Raw genomic sequence first — 19,121 nt, 5'->3', positions numbered from 1 at the left:
AGCAAAAGAAAGAGGTTTTTCTCCTGAATTTGTTCTGTTTGATTCATGGTATTCAAGCATGGGAAATCTCATGCTTGTTAAAAAGCTAGGATGGCATTTCCTGACAAGATTAAAGAAAAACAGGATGGTAAAAACTGAAGAGACAAATTATTGTCAGATTCATGAATTTCCAATTCCTGGCGGGGGGGAATTAATGTCAGGCTAAAAGGAGTTGGAATTGTTCGAGTTTTTCACCGTGATAATGATGGAAATGGAATCCAGTTTTGGGCTACTGACTTTTTGGAGATGTCTGAAGAGGAAAGAAATGAAATCTCCAGTATAGCTTTTAAAATTGAGCTATATCATAGAAATCTGAAGCAATATTGCGGCGTAAAATCCTGTCAGGCAAGGAAGGCAAATGCTCAAATGGGACATATTCTTCTTTCAATCAGAGCTGTTGTTAGGATGGAGTGGATCAGAATTAAACATAATATCTCATTACATGAGCAAAAAGAGCAGCCAATACGTGACGCTATGAGACACAGAATGAATAATTTACAACAGATAAGATTTGATTAATTTTTTTCAACGAACAACTGCGTAAGTCCTATTGATTAATAAACTTTCCGAATATATGTGTATTATCTCCCAAATTAAGGATATTAAATGGATTCGGGTAGTAAAGCTTATCGCTTTTTCCCCCCCCTCACTTCTCAACAGGCGTGCGTCACTACGAATGTCTGCCGCACGCGATGACCATTCTCTTCCTCAGGATAGCAGCCACAACAGCGAGAATCATCGTCTTTACCGGGATTGGTATGTGAGGGAGAGAAATCTGATCATTGGTCTTATCCCCCCCGTGACGATATGACCAAATACGCAAAGGCGGTAGCTATTGCTCACTCCGGCAACCAATCGTGACGCACCGCATATCTATGAACGAACAGATAATTCATTGCAAAACAAAGGGGGGGGACGCTGTCACGTCCAAAGTCGTTCATCCATGTTCGACGAGGACGGGATTGTGTCCCTCCCTGAATGATAATCAGATTGTCAGGTGAAATATACCATGAAACAGGGAATCATACTACTCCTTTCCATAATGCTCGCGCTCTGCATCGTGCAGGGTGCTGCAGCAGCGGATTTTGTTGAGACCGTTGCAGACGTTGACCCATCCGGGAACCTCGCACCCGGTGATCCGGTCACCGTGCACGTCATCGTCAAACTGACCGGCAGCGGAGATACAGGTACTTTTAATCCAGCCGAAGAGCTTGAGGCATACACCGAGCTTGAGGACCCGGAATGGGATTATGCCATCCTGGTGAATAGACAGGGCATACCAAAACAGAGCAGCAGCCAGTATGTGCGCCACTTTGGATGGGATCTCTCATACCCAGGAATGAGGTGACGGTTGACTACACCTTGGCCGGAAAGGTGCCCAATGCCGCACCGGTCTCCGATGTCACTCTCTTCCGTCTGCGTCAGTTGGATAAGGACGGCAAGGTCTGGCCCGGCAACGAGTTCCTCATTCAGCCACCTGTATTTGTTGACCCTGAGATGCAGTTTGTTACCGCAGGCACATCCTCTGCAATCATTGCACAGGGTGATGACCTCTCCATCACCGGTACCGCAGAGGATAATCCCGCCGCAGGCGTGGCACTTTGGATCCTCGGCAGGGACTGTGCGTCCTATGCCACCGAAACCGTTGATGAGAGCGGTGCGTTCGACTACCGGTTCGGGGACACGGCAAGCCTTGCACCCGGTCAGTACTTCGTTGTGGTGCAGCACCCGATGCAGAACGACAGGTTTGACCTCGTCCCCCAGGCAGGCAATCCTGCACCAGGCCAGGCCGCTGTTGTCCGCCCGATTCTTGATGCTTCACTCGTTGGTTCTACCGGACTCTTCCCACCTGCATTCCTTATAGAAGGAACTGGTAGTCTCCAGGGATCTAATGCATACACAGCACTTGTCAGCGCAATGAACAACCCGGAGATTGACGACACCTGTTTCAGGCTTACTTTCATGGTTGAGGAACCATGGATCATGATTGATGCAATCGACGACCGGTATGTCGGAGATATCTTTCACCTCACCGGCACCACCAATCTCGCCGTTGGTGACAGACTGATTATGGATGTTGCCTCATCCTCATTCAAACCGACCGAGACGACGCATCAAGTGAATTTATAGGTTCATCCGGGATCGTTTTTGTTACCGCAGGGGGGGAGACCGAAGGCGTGAACGTCTGGGATTTCACGGTTAACACATCTTCCTACGTCCCAGACGAGTACATTGTCAAGGTAGAAGGTATTGTGCCTGATCAGACTGCAACCCGGATATTCAACGTCCTGCCCGCAGCACCCAATCCGGATCCAACCCCGCAGCCGACCTATATTCGCTCCGTCTCCCCCGGCTGGAACCTCATCTCAACCCCCCCGGTGGACACCCCCCCCGCCATCAATGCCACCTGCTTCCTCTACGGGAATGCCTATGCCTACAACACCACGACCAATGCCTACGAATCCGTCCCGCTCGCAGAGATCGTTCCGGGAGAAGGCTACTGGGTGGGTGCGTTCACGGATGGAGAGATGACCTTCACCGGCGTTCCCCCCCTGACCGAGTATCAGAAAGATCTTTCCACCGGCTGGAACCTGATCGGAGGCGTCGGCATTGCCACCCAAACCGGAAACATCCGTGCCAACCACGGAGCCGCCCATCCGGGTCAGGCATATTGCTACAGCACCGGGGGAGCATGCATATCGTCAGGCATCCGTCCTTGAACCGGGTGTGGGTTACTGGCTCTCATCGACAGCCCCCCCTGCAATATCTCTGTCAATATCACCCCCCCGCCGGTAGCACCGGCATAATCACCGGCATCCCGTCACCCCCCCTTTTTTTGTTCACGGTATCTGTTGGAATACCAGACAACAGCACTTGCCCCCCCGCTCGCTAGGTCACGCAGGTGACCGGTGAAGGATTCCGAAATTCTGGAATCATTGTTGAAAAAACGCCAACCATTCATTTTGTATATAGATTTTTATCAAATGCGTATATCTGATCAAATTGGGGCTGCAATAGGTAAACTCATAGTAATACTTATCGTTCATGGCACTCAGATCTCAAACTGTTGTGAGTTCAAATGAAGACATTGCGCATAGTGTTAATGGCCATTCTTATCATCGGAGTGGCGGGAATCACACCTGCAGCAGCAGCAGATCTAACCGTTGTGCCCCCCCAGGCAGGAGTAGTATTGGTTGGTGAGGAAGGCCTCACCTTCACCGGACCTGATGCATATCCGGCCGGACTTATGTGGTTTGCACCCGGTGACGACCCAAGGATCGCTTCACCATCCGCATCCTATACCACCCAAGGTCCCGGTAACGAAGTGATTTCCCCCCCATCAACCTTCCAGACACGCACGGGTTACTGGTACGAAGTGGACTGGACAGTCAACCCTGCAACTGCCACGGCGATAATCAATGTTCAGATGCCCGCAATTGATGTTAAGGTTTTCAATGCCAACACCGGAGAGGATCTGACCAATGGGGGAGGTAATTAAAACAGACACATACATGACCTTCCGTGTTGACAGCAACCTGTATCAGGTTATTAACCAGCGCTCGATTAATGCAGAACAGAGCACGGACATCAATGTCGTTGTCGTTGATGAAGAGGGAGCCGTCTTCACTGCACTCTATGCCGATAATGGTGCGGTGACCTCCTGCCCACTGACAAACCTCACTCCAACCACCTCACAGTTCTACCTGCCTGGTGTTCCACAGCTTGATGCTGTACTCAACGCAAACTGGGCACTTGATCGGCCAGAATACAAGACCGGTGTCTATTCGTTCTATGCACAGGTCAACCTGAACGGTGCAAAGGATAACGTAGGGACGGTGACCGGTTGCACCAAGTCCAGGGTCTACACTCTTGATGTCGACAAAGATGATGTGATGATTGAGACAAACAAGGACGTCGTTGTCCGCAAAAACGATTTTTCCGTCACCATCACCGGACGCCCTGACAAGTATTATGTCCTCTGGGTAGAAGGCACCAGCAGTGTCACCGCACCTGACACTATTCCCTCCATCAAACCAAATCAGGACAAGGTCTACTTAGCGGGCACCGCTGCCGGCGATAACGCCGCACTCTACCAGTTCCGTACAGGACAGGCAGTTGAGGATGATGTCTGCCAGAATGCCCCCCCGGCAACCGGCGCCTGCTTTGCCATGGTCAAACTCTCCGGTTTAGGCCGCCGCACGGTTGGTTTTGATACCGATGAGACCACAAGGGACTATACCTACACCATCCGGGCCGACTACTTCCCCCCCGGCAATGCACTCGCCGTTCCACCCGTCGCAGTTGTTGCAAACAACCCCACATCTGACACCACCCGGATAAATGTTGAAAAAGGTGGCATCACAATAGGCACACCCGGTGATGGCCTTTATTACATGGGTGAAGAGATTGTCCTCTCTGGCACAAACACTGACAGCGACTACACCTGGCTTTTTATCACCGGCCCAAATTTGCCTTCCAAAGGAGGATCCTTTCATGACATACATGATGGAGTGAACTCCGCAACAGATGCAGATGGCGCATCTGTCAGCCCGTTCTATCCGGACGGTCAGCTGGACTCACTTGCAGCCTGGAGAGGTGAGACTGTGGGGTCGGACGGCACATGGGAATACCGATGGAACACCAAGGGTGAGCACCTTGATGCAGGCACCTACTCCATCTATGCCGTTTCCACCGCAACCAACAGAGATGACCTGGACACACAGGACGCAATCTATGATACTGCATATCTTGCAATCAAAGAGCCCTTTGTCACCGCCACCGCTTCTCCGGCAACGATTGCAAAGGGTAATGACCTCTTTATCAGCGGGACGCAACCGGTGACCCCGTACAGGGCGTAGCAATCTGGGTTCTCGGCAATAACAGTGCATTCCATATCACCGAGACCGTTGAGGGAACCGGTACATTCGAATGCCGGTTCGCAAACACAGAAAATTTACCCACAGGATGCTACTCCGTCGTTGTGCAGCACCCGATGTACGACGATCTCTTTGATCTTGCTCCTCAGGACAACAATCCCGCCGCAGGCCAGACCGCGGTTGTCCGCCCGGTTCTCGACGCTGCACTCGTGGATCCAGCCGGAAACCTGCCGGCGGTGTTCATCCTTGATGGCCCCCCCGGCAGCCTTCAGGGATCAAACACAGCAGACGCACTTGTCACCGCAATGAACAACCCGGACATTGACGACACCTGCTACGAACTCACCTTCATTATTGAGGATCCTTGGATCATGATTGATATAATCGGCGAACGACACGTCGGGGGGGAGACTATTATTATCGGCGGCACCACCAACCTCGCCGCAGGTGACCGCCTGCTTGTAGAGTTTGCCACAACAGATGGCACTACCGTCCCCCCCGGTTCATGCGGGACAGCACTTGTAACCAAAGGAAGGGCAGACGCAGAGAACACGTGGGGGGGTTTCATTCTTGACACATCCACTTATACTCCTGACGATTATGTCGTCACCGTGGAATGGATTGGTGCGACCACCAAAAATACAACACAGACCTTCACCCTTCTTGAGGCAGGAGATGAACCCCATTCATCCCCATGTGTTACACTCCCCCATCTCTTCCGGCTGGAACCTCATATCAACACCGGTAGACACTCCCGTGATCACGCGACCGGCTTCCTCTACGAAGATGCCTATGCCTACAACACCACAACCGGCACATACAAGAAAGTCCCACTCACGGATATTGTGCCGGGAGAGGGATACTGGATCGGTGCATTCGCGGACGGGGGGGAAATTGCATTCTCCGGCGTTCCCCCCCTGACTCAGTACGAGAAAAATCTCTCCCCCCCCGGCTGGAACCTGATCGGAGGCGTTGGCCTTGCAACTCAGACCGGAAGTATCTATGCCAACCACGGTGCCCTTTTGGATCAGACCTATTGCTACAGCACCGGGGAGCATGTATACCGTCAGGCATCCGTGCTTGAACCGGGGGGTGGGTTACTGGCTCTCATCGACAGCGCCCTGCAACATCTGTGTCAATATCACCCCCCCGCCCCCCCGCCGGTAACACCGGCATACCCCCGGCATCCCGTCACCCCCCCTTTTTGTTCCCATACTCGGCCGGAGTATCCGAAGCAAAAGCCCGTTCCGGCCCGATTTTCCTCACAAATCGGCCGGAATCGGACTGCACTTCCGCAGAAATCCGACAGAAACATATGGTCTCTCTGGCAGCACAATTCCGCGTGTCTCCCTGCGCTGTTCTTCCCATTTCGACAAATGCAGAAGAACCGGCGGGCAATTCCCTCCCGTGGGAAATGTCTGGTGTGCCAGGTCCAAAAATTCTTATCTATTAATCATGTAAGATATATGGGGATTTTTTGAGAGAACTACGAATCCATGGAAGAGGAGGGCAGGGGGGGTCTGTGACCGCAGCAGAACTCATTGCAACCGCTGCCTTCAAAAGCGGCGTCTACTCACAGGCGTTTCCCGCATTCGGTGTCGAACGGCGTGGAGCACCGGTGCAGGCATTCGTCCGCTTCAGTGACGAGAAAGTTCGCCTTCGCAGCCAGATATACGAACCTGACTATATCGTTGTGCAGGACAGTTCGCTCATTGCCGATGTTGATGTCTTCAGCGGGCTGAAAGCAGGCGGCATCGCGCTCGTTAACACCGAGAACGGGAATTTCGAGGGTGTGCCTGAGGGAGTGAAACTCATCACCATCGACGCCACCTCCCTCGCACTGGAGATCCTCGGCCTGCCGATCACCAATACCACCCTCATGGGCGCATTTGCCGCTGCCACCGGTGAAATCGAACTGGAATCACTGGAAGAGGCACTCCGGGAGCGCTTCTCCGGCTCTCTTGCCGAGAAGAATATCGCAGCGGCACGCCGCGCATATGAACTCGTAAAGGAGGGGGGGCAGTAACATGGCACTTCGTATCGGATGCGCTGCCGCTCCCGGCAGGGCACAGGACAATAAAACCGGATCGTGGCGTGTCTTCATGCCGGTCGTCGACATGGAGAAATGCATTCTCTGCGGCACCTGCGTACTCATCTGCCCGGAGACCGCAGTCAGTGATAAGGATGGCCAGATCCTCTTTGACCTTGACTTCTGCAAGGGCTGCGGCGTCTGCGCCAGAGAATGCCGTGCAGAAGCGATCACCATGATTCAGGAGGAAAAATAAATGATGCAGATAATGGAGGGATCTCACGCCGTTGCAGAAGCAGCTAAACTCTGCCGGCCCGAGGTCGTCTCCGCATACCCAATCACCCCCCAGACCCATATCGTCGAACGCCTCGCAGAGATGGTCGCTGACGGCGAACTGGACGCAGAATATCTGTGCGTGGAGTCAGAACTCTCCGCACTCTCCGTCTGCCTCGGATCATCCGCCGCAGGTTCCCGTGTCTACTCGGCCACCTCATCCCAGGGGGGGCTCATGCTCATGGCAGAAGTGGTCTTCAATGTGGCAGGCATGCGCCAGCCGATTGTCATGTCGATTGCAAACCGTGCACTCGGCGCACCACTCTCCATATGGAATGACCAGCAGGACTCCATCTCCCTCAGGGATGCCGGATGGTTCCACCTCTACGGTGAAGACGTCCAGGAGATGACGGACCAGCACTTCATCGCCTACAAGGCAGCAGAACAGCACGATGTCCTGCTTCCGGGATTTGTCTGCTTTGACGGATTCATCCTCTCGCATACCTATGAACCGGTGGACATCCCGACGCAGGAAGAGATTGATGCATTCCTGCCGCCCTATGTGCCCTACAACAAACTCGATGCAAAGGCACCCATCTCCATGGGCATGTATGCACCCCCCCCGGACTACTACATGGAGTTCAGGCATGAGACGGATCAGGCCCTGCAGCGTGCCGGTGCAGCCATCAGTGCGGCAGGCAAGGAGTTCGGCGAGATGTTCGGACGCGACTACTCCGGTCACACCGAGAGCTATCGCATGGACGACGCGGATGTCGCATTCGTTGCCCTTGGCTCCCTGTGTGGCACCGTAAAAGACGCCATCGACGAGATGCGTGCAGACGGTATCAAAGCGGGCCTCGTCAAGATACGGACCTTCCGTCCGTTCCCGGCAACAGAGATTGCACGGGCACTCGCTGGCGTTCCGAAAGTTGCCGTACTGGAGAAGAACATCTCTCTTGGCTCCGCTATGAAGGGCGCTGTCGGTCCTGAAGTAAAAGACGCCGTCACAGGCACCGGCATTGACGTATACAGCTATGTTCTCGGTCTCGGTGGCAGAGATATCCGGAAAAAAGATATCCGTGCCATTGCCGCACTCGCAGAGAAGGGTGTCGGGAATACGTTCTATGGTCTGAGAACGGAGGTGCTTTGAAATGGTCGACAAATCACTGGAACTCTTTGACTGCGGCCACCGTGCCTGCGGTGGATGCGGCCCGGCACTGCTTGCCCGGCTCATCCTGAAAGGGACCGGCGAGAACGTCATCGTCGTCGCGTCAACCGGGTGCATGGAGGTATTCTCCACGCCCTACCCGGAGACGGCATGGAAGGTTCCCTGGATCCATTCCCTCTTCGAGAACGCGGCAGCCGTCGCATCCGGTGTTGAGGCTTCCTTAAAGCACAACAACCGGACCGAGAAGGTCGTCTGTATCTGTGGTGACGGCGCCACCTTTGACATCGGGATGCTCTGCATATCCGGTGCCTTTGAACGCGGGCATGACATCACCTACATCTGCTACGACAACGAGGCCTACATGAACACCGGTATCCAGCGGTCCGGTGCCACGCCGTATGACGCGAGCACCACGACATCGCCTGCCGGCAGGTTATCAACGGGCAACTCCCTCCCGAAAAAAGATCTCCCCCCCCAAATTCTCAACGCTCACGGGGCATCCTATGTCGCAACGGCATCGGTTGCCTACCCGATGGACGTCATGAAGAAGGTCGAAAAAGCGGTCAACACTCCGGGCGCCTGCTATATCCAGGTGCATACCCCCCCGTGCAGCACCGGCTGGGGGGGCTTTGACGGTTCAAAGACGATTGAAATCGCCAAACAGGCAATCGAGTGTGGTCTCTGGGTCAACTATGAGATGGAGAACGGCGAGCTGACCGCGGCAAAGAAGGTGCGCCGTATTCCGGTTGAAACCTATCTGAAGGCACAGAAGCGGTTCCGCCACCTCTTCAAGCCACAGGCAGTCACCGAAGAGATTGCAAAGATTCAGGCAATTGCTGACGCAAACGCCAAAAAATACGGCATCGATATCGAACGGAACGAATAATTCCACCATCGGTGGACGTTCACCTTTTTTTAAATCCTGCAAAAAAGGAATATTTGAATTGGGTTATCTCTTCCTCAGAAGAGCGCATGCCCCCCCGCATCCTGCCAGAATTCCCAGAAACCCGAGAGGCGTCTGCGTGGGGATGGGAGTCGGAATCTCTGTCGGCACCGTTGTTGCCGGAGCCGTTGGCAGGACGGTCGGCTCTGCCGTCGGTTCGGTGACCGGTCCTGCCGGATAGGTCATCATATAGAACCCGGTTTTGGTGATCGCCGCCTTCAGGTAGCCGTCATCATTGTCCGTCTCTGCATCAATGGCATACCACTTGCCTGCCTGCTCATTCCACCGGTAGATAGTGTGGAAGAGGGAGTTGTCACTGATGCGAATGCCCAGTTCTGCAGACGGGAAGAATGTTGACCCTTCCGGACCGATCTGGTATGTGGCCAGTTGATTCTGCCCTTCCGGGGACGGGCCGGCATTCTGCGAGTTGTCCACTGCATAGAGGGAAAGGGACGTGAGGGCCTGCGCCTTGTCGTTCAGGGCCCGTGTCCCCCCCTTCTCCACCGAGACATATGCCCGGCCCAACCGGTCTTTCAGCAGGGTGTCCGTCTCTACAATGCCGCCGCTGGTGGTGTCAAGGGCGACCGTTCCCGTGCCGGTGATCAGGTCTGGAGCTTCTGGTGTTGGCGTTGTCCCGGGAGATTCCGTTGCTGTCGCAAGCAGGCTGAAGGTGTCGCCCTGAATCTTTCCCATCACATTTTTCAGCCCGTTCACATCGGCATAGGCGTAGTAGGTATACATACCTGCCCCCCCGTACTCGGTATTGCCGGTGTCCCAGACACAGCTGGCACCGGATTCAACCGGCACATAGGCAACGGAGGTCTGCGGGTGCTGATTGGTAATGGGGACCGCATGCGGTGGCGTTGCATCATCGTAGAGTGCGGAATAGGTCGAGCCGCCGGGAGCTACCACATAGATATCTATACCCGGTTCCCCGGCGCTGACACCCGGCCGGTTAAAGATTGGGTAGAGGTTGGTCTCCATGCGGAAGCCGAGCTTCACGCCCCGGATGGTCTTATAATCGGTGCCGTCCTTGCCCCCTTCCCTGGTGTATACCCAGAGTTTTACCTGTGCTTCCGGCTGGTCCACCAGAAACGCCAGATGGGGCGTTGCTTCTGCCACCCCCCCGTTCGGATAGGAGTACCAGCCGCCGCTCCGTCCGCTGAACTGCACCGGTGTCACGTCAAACGAAGACGGAATCACCGTCACCGTGATCTCCGGCACACTCGTGGCGGTGACGGTCGTCCCCGACGGGTACCATGCCACCTGGGTATCGTTGGCCGCCAGAACCCCCCCCGGCTGCAAAACCAGTCCTTCTTCCCCGACAAAAATGGTCGACCCCTGTGGAACATCCACAACGGATGCCCCGACCGGCATCGCACAGATACCGACAAGGCCGATAAGACACGCAAAAATAATCAGTTGTATTCGCATTCTTAGTTCCCCTCTGATATGGCAGATATTATCTGCCAGATATAAGAGGGTGCCGTCATGCGTCCGGGAGGTTACTCTTTCTTCCGGCGGACGATCAGGTAGGGCACCAGAAAGATCACCACGAGACCAATCCAGAATGTCCCGAAGATGATGAGCGCCTGCTCCTGAAAGGCGTCATAATAGCGGACCTGCGCACTCCGTTCCTCCTCCCAGAAGATCGTCGTGCCGTTTCCGGTCGTATTAACCACGCCGCCTGTGCTCACCGATCCCAGCAGTGGGTTTTCCACCTGATACTGTTTTGGCAGTGAGATGGTGATATTTGCGGCATCGGACAGGACCACCATGAATTCGTTCGCCTTCTGGGGGGGTGCGGTATAGCGGACGGTGTAATTGCCTTTGGGAAATTCTATCGTGCCGGAGTCCTCGCCGGTGAAGTTCACCGGGCCGGTCTCATTGAAGACCGTGATATTCGACACCGTAATCCGCACCGGTTCACCCATTACCCCCCCGGGCTCGGTGAAGGTATACTTCTCTGTCTGCAGCACTTCGATCTCCGCGGTATATGCAGTGCCGTTCTCTGCGACCGTATAATTGGCCGAGAGAGCGGACACACTGCTTACACAGAGGATCAGCGCAAGACAGATAAGAGCGACTGAATATCTGCGTCTATCTCTATGGGGGGGGCTGCATTGGCGGATCACCGTCTCCGGGTCTTTCAGGAGGTGCCCGGTCACCACACACACAATCCGTTCGTCAGGGTCGATGCGTCCTTCTTCTACCAGTTTTTTGATGCCTGCCACCGACGCTGCAGAAGCAGGTTCAACACCGATACCCTCCTTGCGGGCCAGGTCACGCTGCATTGAGAGGATTTCCTCATCGGTGACGGACTCAGCGGTACCACCGGTCTGGCGGATGGCACGCAATGCCTTCTCCGCATTGACCGGTGCACCGATACGGATGGCCGTCGCCACCGTCTCCGGTGATTTGAACGGAATCACTTCCGGCAGATTGCCGGAGATGGCCTCGACAACCGGCTGAGACCCTGCCGCCTGAATACCCGTCATCATCGGCATCCGGTCAGCGAAGCCCAGTTCGATGAACTCGCCCAGACCCTTGTGCACCGCGGAGATATTGCCCGCATTCCCTACCGGGAGGACAATCCGGTCAGGGACATCGCCCAGCTGGTCCACGACTTCAAACCCGATGGTCTTCTGCCCTTCCAGCCGGTAGGGGTTGACCGAGTTTAAGAGATAGAGACCTTCGGAGATGCAGAGATCGTGCACCATCTCAAGGGCACGGTCAAAGTTGTCACGGATGGCAATGACCTTTGCACCGTGCATCAGTGCCTGTGCCACCTTGCCCAGTGCCACATTCCCCCCCGCGGGAGCAGGACAACCGCGGGAATCCCCCCCGCCTTTGCTGCATAGACAGCAAGGGCGGCCGAGGTATTGCCGGTTGACGCACAGGCAACCGTCTTCATCCCCAGCTGCATGGCCATGGAGACACCGACGGTCATCCCGCGGTCCTTGAACGATCCCGAGGGGGGGTTCATTCCCTCGTGCTTGGCATACAGGTGCTTCAGACCGAGTTCCTCACCGAGTCTCTTCATGTGATAGAGAGGGGGGGTGCCTCCTTCCTGTAGGGTGACGGGGGGGTCACCGGTCACCGGTAAGAGTTCCCGGTAGCGCCAGAGGTTCAGGGGGGGCGGCGATTCCACTCGGCACGTGATATATTCAAACTATCTAGGTCGTATTTTACCGTAAGCAGGTGGCCGCATTCACGGCAGTGGTAGATGATGTCATCTGGTGAATATTCTCTCCCACAGCTATGCAGACAAGACGATACATAGAGTATAGGTTAGTGCCCGCGGTAGGTATAGATACTTCCCTTCCCATACCGTTCAGAGAGAAGAATACAGCTCCTCGCGCCGGTCTGCACCTACCGGAAATGCAGCACGCGCTGCCCGGACCACGGCAGGTCGATGTCCGCACAGACAAGGCTGCAGCCGGCACCCTCTGCCCGGACGACCGTCTCCCCCCCCTGCGGGTCAACAATGGTAGTCCCACCGCAGTATTCCCCCCCTCCCGCAGAATCTTTTGCAGGATTAATGCCCATCACGTACATCTGGTTTTCAAGGGCACGGGCATGGAGAAAGAGGTCCCAGTGTTTCAGTCGGGCACAGGGCCAGGCGGCAGGCACGATCACCGCTGCACAGCCCGCCCGTGCATAGGCACCGAAGAGGTCGGCAAACCGCAGGTCATAGCAGATGGCAATACCAAACCGGACGTTCCCGAGCCTGAATATCCCAAGTGTATCTCCCGGCAGGAAGGATGCATCCTCTCCCCCGGTGAGAAGAGGTGCATCTTGGCATACTCTGCAATGCATCTGCCGTCCGGTGCGAAGACTGCGGCGACATTCTGCGGCAGGCTATCCGTTTCTTTGCGATAGGAACCCAGCACATGAATGCCCGCCTCCTTTGCAATGGCAGACCAGCCCTGGCAGATGACACCCCCCCACCGTCATCGGTGAACGTTGTTCCCTGCGGGTCCCATCCGGTCGGATACTGTTCGGGAAATACGATAAGGGAGGCGCCCTGCTTCCGGGCTTCCAAAGCATATTCTTTTGCCCGCGGGAGGTTTATTTCCGGAGCGTCCGGGAGACTTTCTGCCTGCACACAACAGATGCGAAAGGCCTCCTCATTCATCAGCGCCCCCCCGGATGCCTCCTCAATAGCACCCTTGTTCACGACATACACGCCGACAATGATGAGTGCGCCACAGACGAGAAGAAGCGGCCCTGCAAATGGTATGGGATATCCTAAAATTTCGGCTGCGATCAGCGTACCTGCAAGAACGATGGCTCCCCCGACAAGAATCATTCCCCCCCGTAGTAATAATTCAGACATGATAGTACAACACCCTCCGGTTATCAGCAGTAAATTTCATTCGTGTCCTCATTTAAGTTTGTTGTTTTATACCTACCCGAAGGAAGGGCGGTCCGCAAAATGTCGTAAAAAAGAAGAATTGGCTGCCTCTACGATTATTCGTAGAGGTATGCTTCGTCAATTCGTGTGTATGCGTTCAGTTCTTCCGGTGCAAAATGAATCGCAATCTCGCGGGCTGCTGTCTCATCGGAGTCAGAGCCGTGGATGACGTTCATCCCGATTTCCATTGCACAGTCACCACGGATCGTACCGGGTGCTGCCTCTGCAGGATTCGTTGCCCCCCCGATCATCTGCCGGGTGATGGCAACGATATTTTTGCCTTCCCATACCATGAGGAAACAGGGTCCGCTCGTGATATAGGCCTTCAGACCTGCAAAGAATGGTTTTTCGGTGTGCTCGGCATAGTGCTCCATCACACGGTCTTCCGGGAGAGTCTCAAACTTCCCAGCGACCATCTTCAGGCCTTTCTTCTCAAACCGGGCAATGATCTCACCGACAAGGCCACGCTGGACGCGTCGGGTTTGATCATTAAAAAGGTGCGATCCATAAAGGATTACTCCTTTCCGAGTGCTTTGCGGCCTGCTTTGGTCCAGACAACACGCCGGGGGACACGCCCGAGACGCTGGTTGTTCTGACATTTCTGGCTGCAGAAATAGGAGATGGATCCGTCCTTGCGGACAAACATCTTCCCGGTACCGGGTTCCAGCGGTTCCCCCCCGCAGAACGTACAGATATGATGCTCAACCATTCACTTCACCTTCTTGAGAGTTTCTTTGCTTCACGCTCGGTTTCAAGGAGCATGATGACATCGCCTTCACGGATAGGTCCAACCGTGTTGCGGCTGATGATACGGCCTTTATTGTTTCCTTCGAGGATACGGCACTTCACCTGCATAGCTTCCCCATGCATACCGGTACTGCCAATGACCTCAAGGACTTCTGCTGGCGTTGCGTCTGCCATAGGTCAGTTCACTCTCTCAGTTCTGAGATCTGTCCAACGACCTCAACAAGAAGATCCTTTGCTTTTCCTGCCTTGACAATTGCTGCTGCTGCGGAGCCGACATCGAGTCCGCTTGCTGCGCCAACATCATTCTGCTTATTGATGATCAGATACGGAATCTGCTTTTCTTCGCAGAGTGCAGGAAGGTGCATCACAATCTCTTCCGGCTCAACGTCGCCGCCGATAAGCACGAGTTCAGCGTTTCCGCGCTCGACAGCCTTTGTTGCTTCGTTTGATCCTTTCTTAATTTTACCGGTGTCCCGGGAGACCTCAAGAACTTCAAGAGCTTTGTTCTGGATCTCGTCAGGAACTTCAAATGTTGCGTATACTTTTGACATAACTCACCTCATTCAGGAGCACAGAATACTCCCGGTCTTTTACCCGGGCGTACGTGGTAGCGTATTGCTCCCTCATCACTCATCAGTTCGTGATTGATGCAGCCATATTATATCGACAGTGGGGGGGGATAAAGGTTATTGAAACCCACTTCTGCGTGCCCGAAATTCCTTCTGAATTCAGGCAGAACGCGGCAGAACGCGGTATATTGTGGTCCCGTTTTCTGAAAATACTTCTTCCAGGACATCCTCAGGAAGCTGGACGGTATAATGCTCGTTTTCGGTATCTCCCCCCGCACCAGATAGTCCACCCCCCCGTATGTGGCAAGCAGGGACGGCGAACGGGTAGGGTCTTCATAGATCATCCGCACATCGGCCATGCGTTGCGAGACACCCGCATCATACCCCCCCGCCACATCATCTCGTGAAACGCATGCCGATGATTGCAGGGATGCCGGTGAACGACGATATGCGGGAGAAGTATGCATAATCCCCGCCCTCGGCCTCAACGATGGTGACGTTTCCCGGCAGGCCGACAGATATGCCACCGCGGCCGCGTCACCGGGATGAGAGTTATCCACCCAGGCAAGGCCGTCCAGTGTCTTTCCGCCGTAGCCGTAGGTTAAGTCAGGAATCAGCACCGGTGCACAGATGAGAAGGAGAACAATCGCACCGGCACCGGCGCGGACCGCCCACGTGGGTGCGGACCGGTCTTTTAGGTGCTGCGTCAGCCACTCCCCGAGCCAGAGGAAGGCACCGGTGCTCATCATCATCCAGGCGACAAGGCCGAGTTTGAACACGGTATTCATCCGGTAGTAGACGTCACCCATGCTGTCAATGAAGTAGAAGAGTTCGGTGAAGATCAGCACCGCCAGCCCGAAGATGGTGATCACCTCCGCAGGACGGAAGGTGCGCCGCAGCAGAAGGGCCACGAGCGGCACCGCGGCAAGCCCTGCTGCTGTATACCCGGTGAGCACAAAGGCACGAGCACTAGGAGCAGACAGGGCGTCTCCCGGATGTCGCGGAGCGTGGCACACCAGAAGACGACAATGAAAAATCCATAGACCAGCATAAACTCCGGCACCGATGAGGGAGTCGGCACGATGCCGATACCGGCGATGCCCTGGGTCGTGAGCATCAGGTAATAGGGTGCAAACGCAAGGATGGAGACGATTGGGCAGACAAGAAAGAGGCGCCAGGGGGGGTACGGGTCGGGCACCGCGGCATCTTTGGCCTGGTACCAGACGAGAGCTCCCACCGCAAGGAGCAAAGGTGCATAGATGAGCACATCCCAGGAATTCGTCCCCCCCGGCATCACGCCCAGTGTGAGGGCTGCTGCACCCAGACAGATCCACCGGCTGCGTTCAGGGAGATTGCCCCCCCATTCCTTCAGGATGTAGAGCATGAGGAAGATGAAGAGCGCCTGAACAAAGAGCGAGAGCACATGGGCATGGGGGGGGTCACCCCCAGAGAAATGAGAAGAGCGGATACTCATTGATGGTGTTGGTGATGGTGCGGGTGGAGTTCCAGAGTATCCCGTGGGCATCGGCCCCCCATGGCTGCCTGCACAAAAAATGAGGGGGGGTTGGCAAGGAAGAGAGCCGCCACCGGGAGTGCCCGGAAGCGGGTCAGGAACAGATGGCCCACCGCATAAAGAGAGACTGCCGCATTGGCAAAGACCGTCGGCAGCATGAGGTTGAATGCGACCGGTGACGGGGGGGTTCCGGAGAGGATGCCCGTTACCCCCCCATCATCCAGTGTCCAAGATAATAGTAGACGCCGAGTGTCCCTCCGGCAAACCACGGGTCGGCAGGAGCGACCACCGGCAGACGCATCACGGACGCGAGGAAGGCATGATCCATGAACTTCTCTGCGTAGGAGATCATCGGATTAAAGAACCGAATCTCGGTCATGAAGACAAAACAGAGCAGGAATGCGGCATCCCATTTCCAGACACCGGCAAACCTCTCGCGGGTGTACCACCCGGTGGCGGCATAATACCCGATGATCAAGAGAAACGGGATCACTGCCGCCTGCACCGGGAGGCGGACGAGGCCCAGGTACCAACTGATGCCCCCGAATAACAGAAATGATAACGGATAGGAGACCGGGTAGGCAAACCGCCCGAACGTGTTTGAGAGAGTGGGCCAGAGTGCGACCTGAAGCACTTTCAGTACCAGCAGCCAGAGGATGAGCCCTGCTGCCTGAGCAGCCGGACTGATCATTTAACCTCCGATACATCCAGAGAGTGCGAGAAGGCCCGGCGCAGGAGGGTGACCGCCCAGTCGCCGAAGACATAGAGCGAGACGACACCCCCCCCGGCAAGCGTGACGCCGTTTTTGACCAGATGGTCAATGACCGCGATCAGGGTGGCCACCGCAGGGTCCACACCGGCAAGCGAGAGGGTCAGGGCGACTGCCACCTCATAGGTGCCGACACCGCCGGGCGTCAGCGGCACCGCCTTGACGAGATTGCCGATGACAATCGCCAGCGTGACCACCACAAACGGGACGGCCGCTCCGAACATCAGGGCAATCACATAGCAGATCACGACATCGGTTATCCAGATCAGGATGGAGATGGCCGAGAGACCGATGATGCCCTGCGTCGAAAGGGAGGCCTGCTTCACCTGGTTGAGCAGGTTAATGCCGACCTTGAGATATTTGTTCTCGGACTGAAGTCTGCCCGCCGAGAAGAGCACCAAAACAAAGATGCCACAGAGGCAAGCGCCACGTAGACGACGGTGATAAACCAGTCCGGGACGTTCAGCACAAAGGGAATCGTCAACGCCCCCCCTAAGAGGGCGATGGTCACAATGTCAAAGAACCGCTCCACCACTACAGATGAGAGACCGCTGGTGTAGGTCGCATCCGCTTCATGCTTCAGGATAAAGAGCCGGATCAGGTCGCCCAGCCGTGCCGGGACGATGAGATTTGCAGTCTGTGAGAGATAGATGCAGGCGGTGGAGAGCCAGATGGATACCGTAACGGCGAGACTTGCAAGAATGGAACGATACCGGAAGCCGCGAAGAAACCATGCCACGACACAGATGATGACTGCAAGGGCCAGGTAGGACCAGACCGCATTCTGAATGGCGATAAAGAGGTCATCCCATACCCGGTAGAGCATGTATGCGATGATGCCGACGGCAAGAATGGTGGGCAGCACAATGGCCGCGGCCTTTTTAATCATTCAGGTGCCGCCTGAGATGAAATATCGCCGTGCCCATCCCGGTCACGTCACTGAACCTGACCGTCGTCTTGTCACTGGTCCGCCAGCGCACCGGGAACTCTGTAATGCGAAATCCTTTTTTCTGCGCCCGGACGAGAAGTTCGGTGTCCCAGAACCAGTGCGGTGCCTCAATGGTATCCAAAAGCGGGAGGATGCGGCTTCGGCGGAATGCTTGAACCCGCACTGGTGGTCATAGAGCCTGCTTTTGAGCACAGTCCGCACCAGAAAATTATATCCCCCCCGGCTCGCCACTTCTCGTTCCTGTGTGCGCACAATGTCACTCTCCGGCATCAGGCGTGAGCCGGTCGCCACATCACTGCCATCCCGGATGGCCTGCACCAGCGCGGGCAGATGGGCCATGTCCGTTGCGAGGTCCACATCATAGTAACAGACAATATCCGCATCCACCGCACGGATGACTCGGGTCAGGGCCGTCCCCCCCCGGCCGAGGCGTTCGTCTGCATGAAAGAGTCGGACACGGGAATCTTTTGTTTCCCATTCCTGCACAAACTCTGCGCTGCCGTCGGTGCTGCCGTCCTCTGCCACCGCGAGGAGGAATGAGTCCGTGATCCCCTCCAGCACCTCGATGGAACGGGGGATGGCAATCTCCAGCGCCTCGCGATCATTGTAGACCGGGAGGATGGCGCAGACTTCATATTCAGTCATGGCCCGCCTCCGGGGGGGACAGGATCCGATCCACGATGGCCTGTGCCGCGACCACCGATCCTCCATACTCCGCTCCGGGTAATTCGGGGGGGAGGAGAACATACCGGCATAGTATATGCCGTCTGTCTCATACGGCGGAATGAGATTCCGGTATCCGGTGATGTATACCGGCCCTGCCGCAGT

General features: G+C 55.6%; 21 protein-coding genes and 5 pseudogenes. 11 read left to right on the top strand and 15 right to left on the bottom strand.

All coding sequences use genetic code 11. The annotated features are described in order from the left end of the window. The 11 genes and pseudogenes from JCM10550_RS19930 to JCM10550_RS15030 form a co-directional block, all read left to right on the top strand. Nucleotides 1-205, top strand: a pseudogene (locus JCM10550_RS19930) (IS701 family transposase); the annotation flags it as partial. A gap of 843 nt (nt 206-1,048) precedes the next feature. Then, nucleotides 1,049-1,387: a hypothetical protein gene (locus JCM10550_RS15075; protein WP_062400306.1), complete on the top strand. Its 339-nt coding sequence runs from the start codon at nt 1,049-1,051 to the stop codon at nt 1,385-1,387. Further along, a complete protein-coding gene (locus JCM10550_RS15070; protein WP_062400305.1) occupies nt 1,384-2,169 on the top strand; it encodes a hypothetical protein in 786 nt (261 codons plus the stop codon). The genes JCM10550_RS15075 and JCM10550_RS15070 overlap by 4 nt, the downstream gene beginning before the upstream one ends. Nucleotides 2,170-2,216: 47 nt before the next feature. Further along, nucleotides 2,217-2,759, top strand: coding sequence for a hypothetical protein (locus tag JCM10550_RS15065; RefSeq protein ID WP_062400303.1), 543 nt, complete (start codon nt 2,217-2,219; stop codon nt 2,757-2,759). A gap of 359 nt (nt 2,760-3,118) precedes the next feature. Continuing rightward, on the top strand, nt 3,119-3,538 hold the full coding sequence (locus tag JCM10550_RS15060) for a DUF3821 domain-containing protein (protein ID WP_083475556.1): 420 nt from the start codon (nt 3,119-3,121) through the stop codon (nt 3,536-3,538). After that, nucleotides 3,522-4,898 (top strand): DUF3821 domain-containing protein, encoded by a 1,377-nt coding sequence (locus JCM10550_RS15055; RefSeq protein WP_062400299.1) that lies wholly within the window; start codon nt 3,522-3,524, stop codon nt 4,896-4,898. Before JCM10550_RS15060 ends, JCM10550_RS15055 begins: the two co-directional genes overlap by 17 nt. Nucleotides 4,899-5,032: 134 nt before the next feature. Further along, nucleotides 5,033-6,397 (top strand): hypothetical protein, encoded by a 1,365-nt coding sequence (locus JCM10550_RS15050; RefSeq protein WP_062400297.1) that lies wholly within the window; start codon nt 5,033-5,035, stop codon nt 6,395-6,397. Further along, complete coding sequence (locus JCM10550_RS15045) at nt 6,394-6,942, top strand: pyruvate ferredoxin oxidoreductase subunit gamma (RefSeq protein WP_062400295.1); 549 nt, start codon at nt 6,394-6,396, stop codon at nt 6,940-6,942. The genes JCM10550_RS15050 and JCM10550_RS15045 overlap by 4 nt, the downstream gene beginning before the upstream one ends. A gap of 1 nt (nt 6,943) precedes the next feature. Continuing rightward, the gene (locus JCM10550_RS15040) at nt 6,944-7,201 is read left to right on the top strand and encodes a 4Fe-4S binding protein (RefSeq protein ID WP_062400293.1); all 258 of its coding nucleotides are present in this window, start codon (nt 6,944-6,946) and stop codon (nt 7,199-7,201) included. Further along, complete coding sequence (locus JCM10550_RS15035; protein ID WP_062400291.1) at nt 7,202-8,368, top strand: transketolase C-terminal domain-containing protein; 1,167 nt, start codon at nt 7,202-7,204, stop codon at nt 8,366-8,368. 1 nt (nt 8,369) lies between these two features. After that, entirely contained in the window at nt 8,370-9,272 is a 903-nt protein-coding gene (locus JCM10550_RS15030; protein ID WP_062400290.1) for a thiamine pyrophosphate-dependent enzyme, read from the top strand. A gap of 63 nt (nt 9,273-9,335) precedes the next feature. On the opposite strand, the gene JCM10550_RS15025 is transcribed toward JCM10550_RS15030, so the two are convergent. The 15 genes and pseudogenes from JCM10550_RS15025 to JCM10550_RS19210 form a co-directional block, all read right to left on the bottom strand. After that, the gene (locus JCM10550_RS15025; protein WP_062400288.1) at nt 9,336-10,763 is read right to left on the bottom strand and encodes a DUF3821 domain-containing protein; all 1,428 of its coding nucleotides are present in this window, start codon (nt 10,761-10,763) and stop codon (nt 9,336-9,338) included. A 71-nt stretch (nt 10,764-10,834) separates the two neighbouring features. After that, a complete protein-coding gene (thrC, locus tag JCM10550_RS25400) occupies nt 10,835-12,133 on the bottom strand; it encodes a threonine synthase (RefSeq protein WP_281175431.1) in 1,299 nt (432 codons plus the stop codon). Continuing rightward, on the bottom strand, nt 12,103-12,480 hold the full coding sequence (locus JCM10550_RS25395; protein WP_281175430.1) for a pyridoxal-phosphate dependent enzyme: 378 nt from the start codon (nt 12,478-12,480) through the stop codon (nt 12,103-12,105). Before JCM10550_RS25395 ends, thrC begins: the two co-directional genes overlap by 31 nt. Nucleotides 12,481-12,701: 221 nt before the next feature. After that, nucleotides 12,702-13,222 (bottom strand): annotated as a pseudogene (locus JCM10550_RS23730) (nitrilase-related carbon-nitrogen hydrolase). Between the two features lie 580 nt (nt 13,223-13,802). Continuing rightward, a pseudogene (ndk, locus tag JCM10550_RS15005) lies at nt 13,803-14,254 on the bottom strand (nucleoside-diphosphate kinase). 6 nt (nt 14,255-14,260) lie between these two features. Continuing rightward, nucleotides 14,261-14,455: a 50S ribosomal protein L24e gene (locus JCM10550_RS15000; RefSeq protein ID WP_062400282.1), complete on the bottom strand. Its 195-nt coding sequence runs from the start codon at nt 14,453-14,455 to the stop codon at nt 14,261-14,263. Nucleotides 14,456-14,460: 5 nt separating this feature from the next. Further along, nucleotides 14,461-14,667 carry a 30S ribosomal protein S28e gene (locus JCM10550_RS14995; protein WP_062400280.1) on the bottom strand — a complete coding sequence of 69 codons (207 nt, stop codon included), beginning with the start codon at nt 14,665-14,667 and terminating at the stop codon, nt 14,461-14,463. Between the two features lie 8 nt (nt 14,668-14,675). Then, nucleotides 14,676-15,044, bottom strand: a complete 369-nt coding sequence (gene rpl7ae, locus JCM10550_RS14990) for a 50S ribosomal protein L7Ae (protein ID WP_062400278.1) — start codon at nt 15,042-15,044, stop codon at nt 14,676-14,678. 107 nt (nt 15,045-15,151) lie between these two features. Next, nucleotides 15,152-16,018: a DUF2298 domain-containing protein gene (locus JCM10550_RS25390; protein ID WP_281175429.1), complete on the bottom strand. Its 867-nt coding sequence runs from the start codon at nt 16,016-16,018 to the stop codon at nt 15,152-15,154. Next, nucleotides 15,931-16,446: a DUF2298 domain-containing protein gene (locus tag JCM10550_RS25385; protein WP_281175433.1), complete on the bottom strand. Its 516-nt coding sequence runs from the start codon at nt 16,444-16,446 to the stop codon at nt 15,931-15,933. The genes JCM10550_RS25390 and JCM10550_RS25385 overlap by 88 nt, the downstream gene beginning before the upstream one ends. Before the next feature lie 55 nt (nt 16,447-16,501). Then, nucleotides 16,502-16,552 (bottom strand): hypothetical protein, encoded by a 51-nt coding sequence (locus tag JCM10550_RS25380; protein WP_281175432.1) that lies wholly within the window; start codon nt 16,550-16,552, stop codon nt 16,502-16,504. Then, nucleotides 16,533-16,733 (bottom strand): hypothetical protein, encoded by a 201-nt coding sequence (locus tag JCM10550_RS23725; protein ID WP_062400272.1) that lies wholly within the window; start codon nt 16,731-16,733, stop codon nt 16,533-16,535. Before JCM10550_RS23725 ends, JCM10550_RS25380 begins: the two co-directional genes overlap by 20 nt. Before the next feature lie 47 nt (nt 16,734-16,780). Further along, the gene (locus JCM10550_RS23720; RefSeq protein ID WP_062400270.1) at nt 16,781-17,266 is read right to left on the bottom strand and encodes a DUF2298 domain-containing protein; all 486 of its coding nucleotides are present in this window, start codon (nt 17,264-17,266) and stop codon (nt 16,781-16,783) included. Beyond that, nucleotides 17,263-18,233, bottom strand: a pseudogene (locus JCM10550_RS14965) (lysylphosphatidylglycerol synthase transmembrane domain-containing protein). The gene JCM10550_RS23720 and the pseudogene JCM10550_RS14965 overlap by 4 nt, the downstream one beginning before the upstream one ends. Further along, nucleotides 18,226-18,938: pseudogene (locus JCM10550_RS19210) on the bottom strand (glycosyltransferase). Before JCM10550_RS19210 ends, JCM10550_RS14965 begins: the two co-directional pseudogenes overlap by 8 nt. Nucleotides 18,939-19,121 lie beyond the last annotated feature (183 nt).

The organism is Methanogenium cariaci JCM 10550, assembly GCF_001315945.1.
GTDB classification, from domain to species: Archaea; Halobacteriota; Methanomicrobia; order Methanomicrobiales; family Methanomicrobiaceae; genus Methanogenium; species Methanogenium cariaci.
Note: the sequence above shows the minus strand (reverse complement) of the source record. Positions and strands in the feature narration are given on the sequence as shown.

What these genes read in the sequence shown, in the direction of transcription:
- JCM10550_RS15000 (WP_062400282.1), bottom strand. Translation starts at nt 14,455, where the DNA reads ATGGTTGAGCATCATATCTGTACGTTCTGCGGGGGGGAACCGCTGGAA.
- JCM10550_RS15050 (WP_062400297.1), top strand. Translation starts at nt 5,033, where the DNA reads ATGTACGACGATCTCTTTGATCTTGCTCCTCAGGACAACAATCCCGCC.
- JCM10550_RS23725 (WP_062400272.1), bottom strand. Translation starts at nt 16,733, where the DNA reads ATGCTGCCGACGGTCTTTGCCAATGCGGCAGTCTCTCTTTATGCGGTG.
- JCM10550_RS15075 (WP_062400306.1), top strand. Translation starts at nt 1,049, where the DNA reads ATGAAACAGGGAATCATACTACTCCTTTCCATAATGCTCGCGCTCTGC.
- JCM10550_RS15055 (WP_062400299.1), top strand. Translation starts at nt 3,522, where the DNA reads ATGGGGGAGGTAATTAAAACAGACACATACATGACCTTCCGTGTTGAC.
- JCM10550_RS15060 (WP_083475556.1), top strand. Translation starts at nt 3,119, where the DNA reads ATGAAGACATTGCGCATAGTGTTAATGGCCATTCTTATCATCGGAGTG.
- JCM10550_RS15035 (WP_062400291.1), top strand. Translation starts at nt 7,202, where the DNA reads ATGATGCAGATAATGGAGGGATCTCACGCCGTTGCAGAAGCAGCTAAA.
- JCM10550_RS14995 (WP_062400280.1), bottom strand. Translation starts at nt 14,667, where the DNA reads ATGGCAGACGCAACGCCAGCAGAAGTCCTTGAGGTCATTGGCAGTACC.
- rpl7ae (WP_062400278.1), bottom strand. Translation starts at nt 15,044, where the DNA reads ATGTCAAAAGTATACGCAACATTTGAAGTTCCTGACGAGATCCAGAAC.
- JCM10550_RS15025 (WP_062400288.1), bottom strand. Translation starts at nt 10,763, where the DNA reads ATGCGAATACAACTGATTATTTTTGCGTGTCTTATCGGCCTTGTCGGT.
- JCM10550_RS25385 (WP_281175433.1), bottom strand. Translation starts at nt 16,446, where the DNA reads ATGCTCTACATCCTGAAGGAATGGGGGGGCAATCTCCCTGAACGCAGC.
- JCM10550_RS15030 (WP_062400290.1), top strand. Translation starts at nt 8,370, where the DNA reads ATGGTCGACAAATCACTGGAACTCTTTGACTGCGGCCACCGTGCCTGC.
- JCM10550_RS23720 (WP_062400270.1), bottom strand. Translation starts at nt 17,266, where the DNA reads ATGATCAGTCCGGCTGCTCAGGCAGCAGGGCTCATCCTCTGGCTGCTG.
- JCM10550_RS15040 (WP_062400293.1), top strand. Translation starts at nt 6,944, where the DNA reads ATGGCACTTCGTATCGGATGCGCTGCCGCTCCCGGCAGGGCACAGGAC.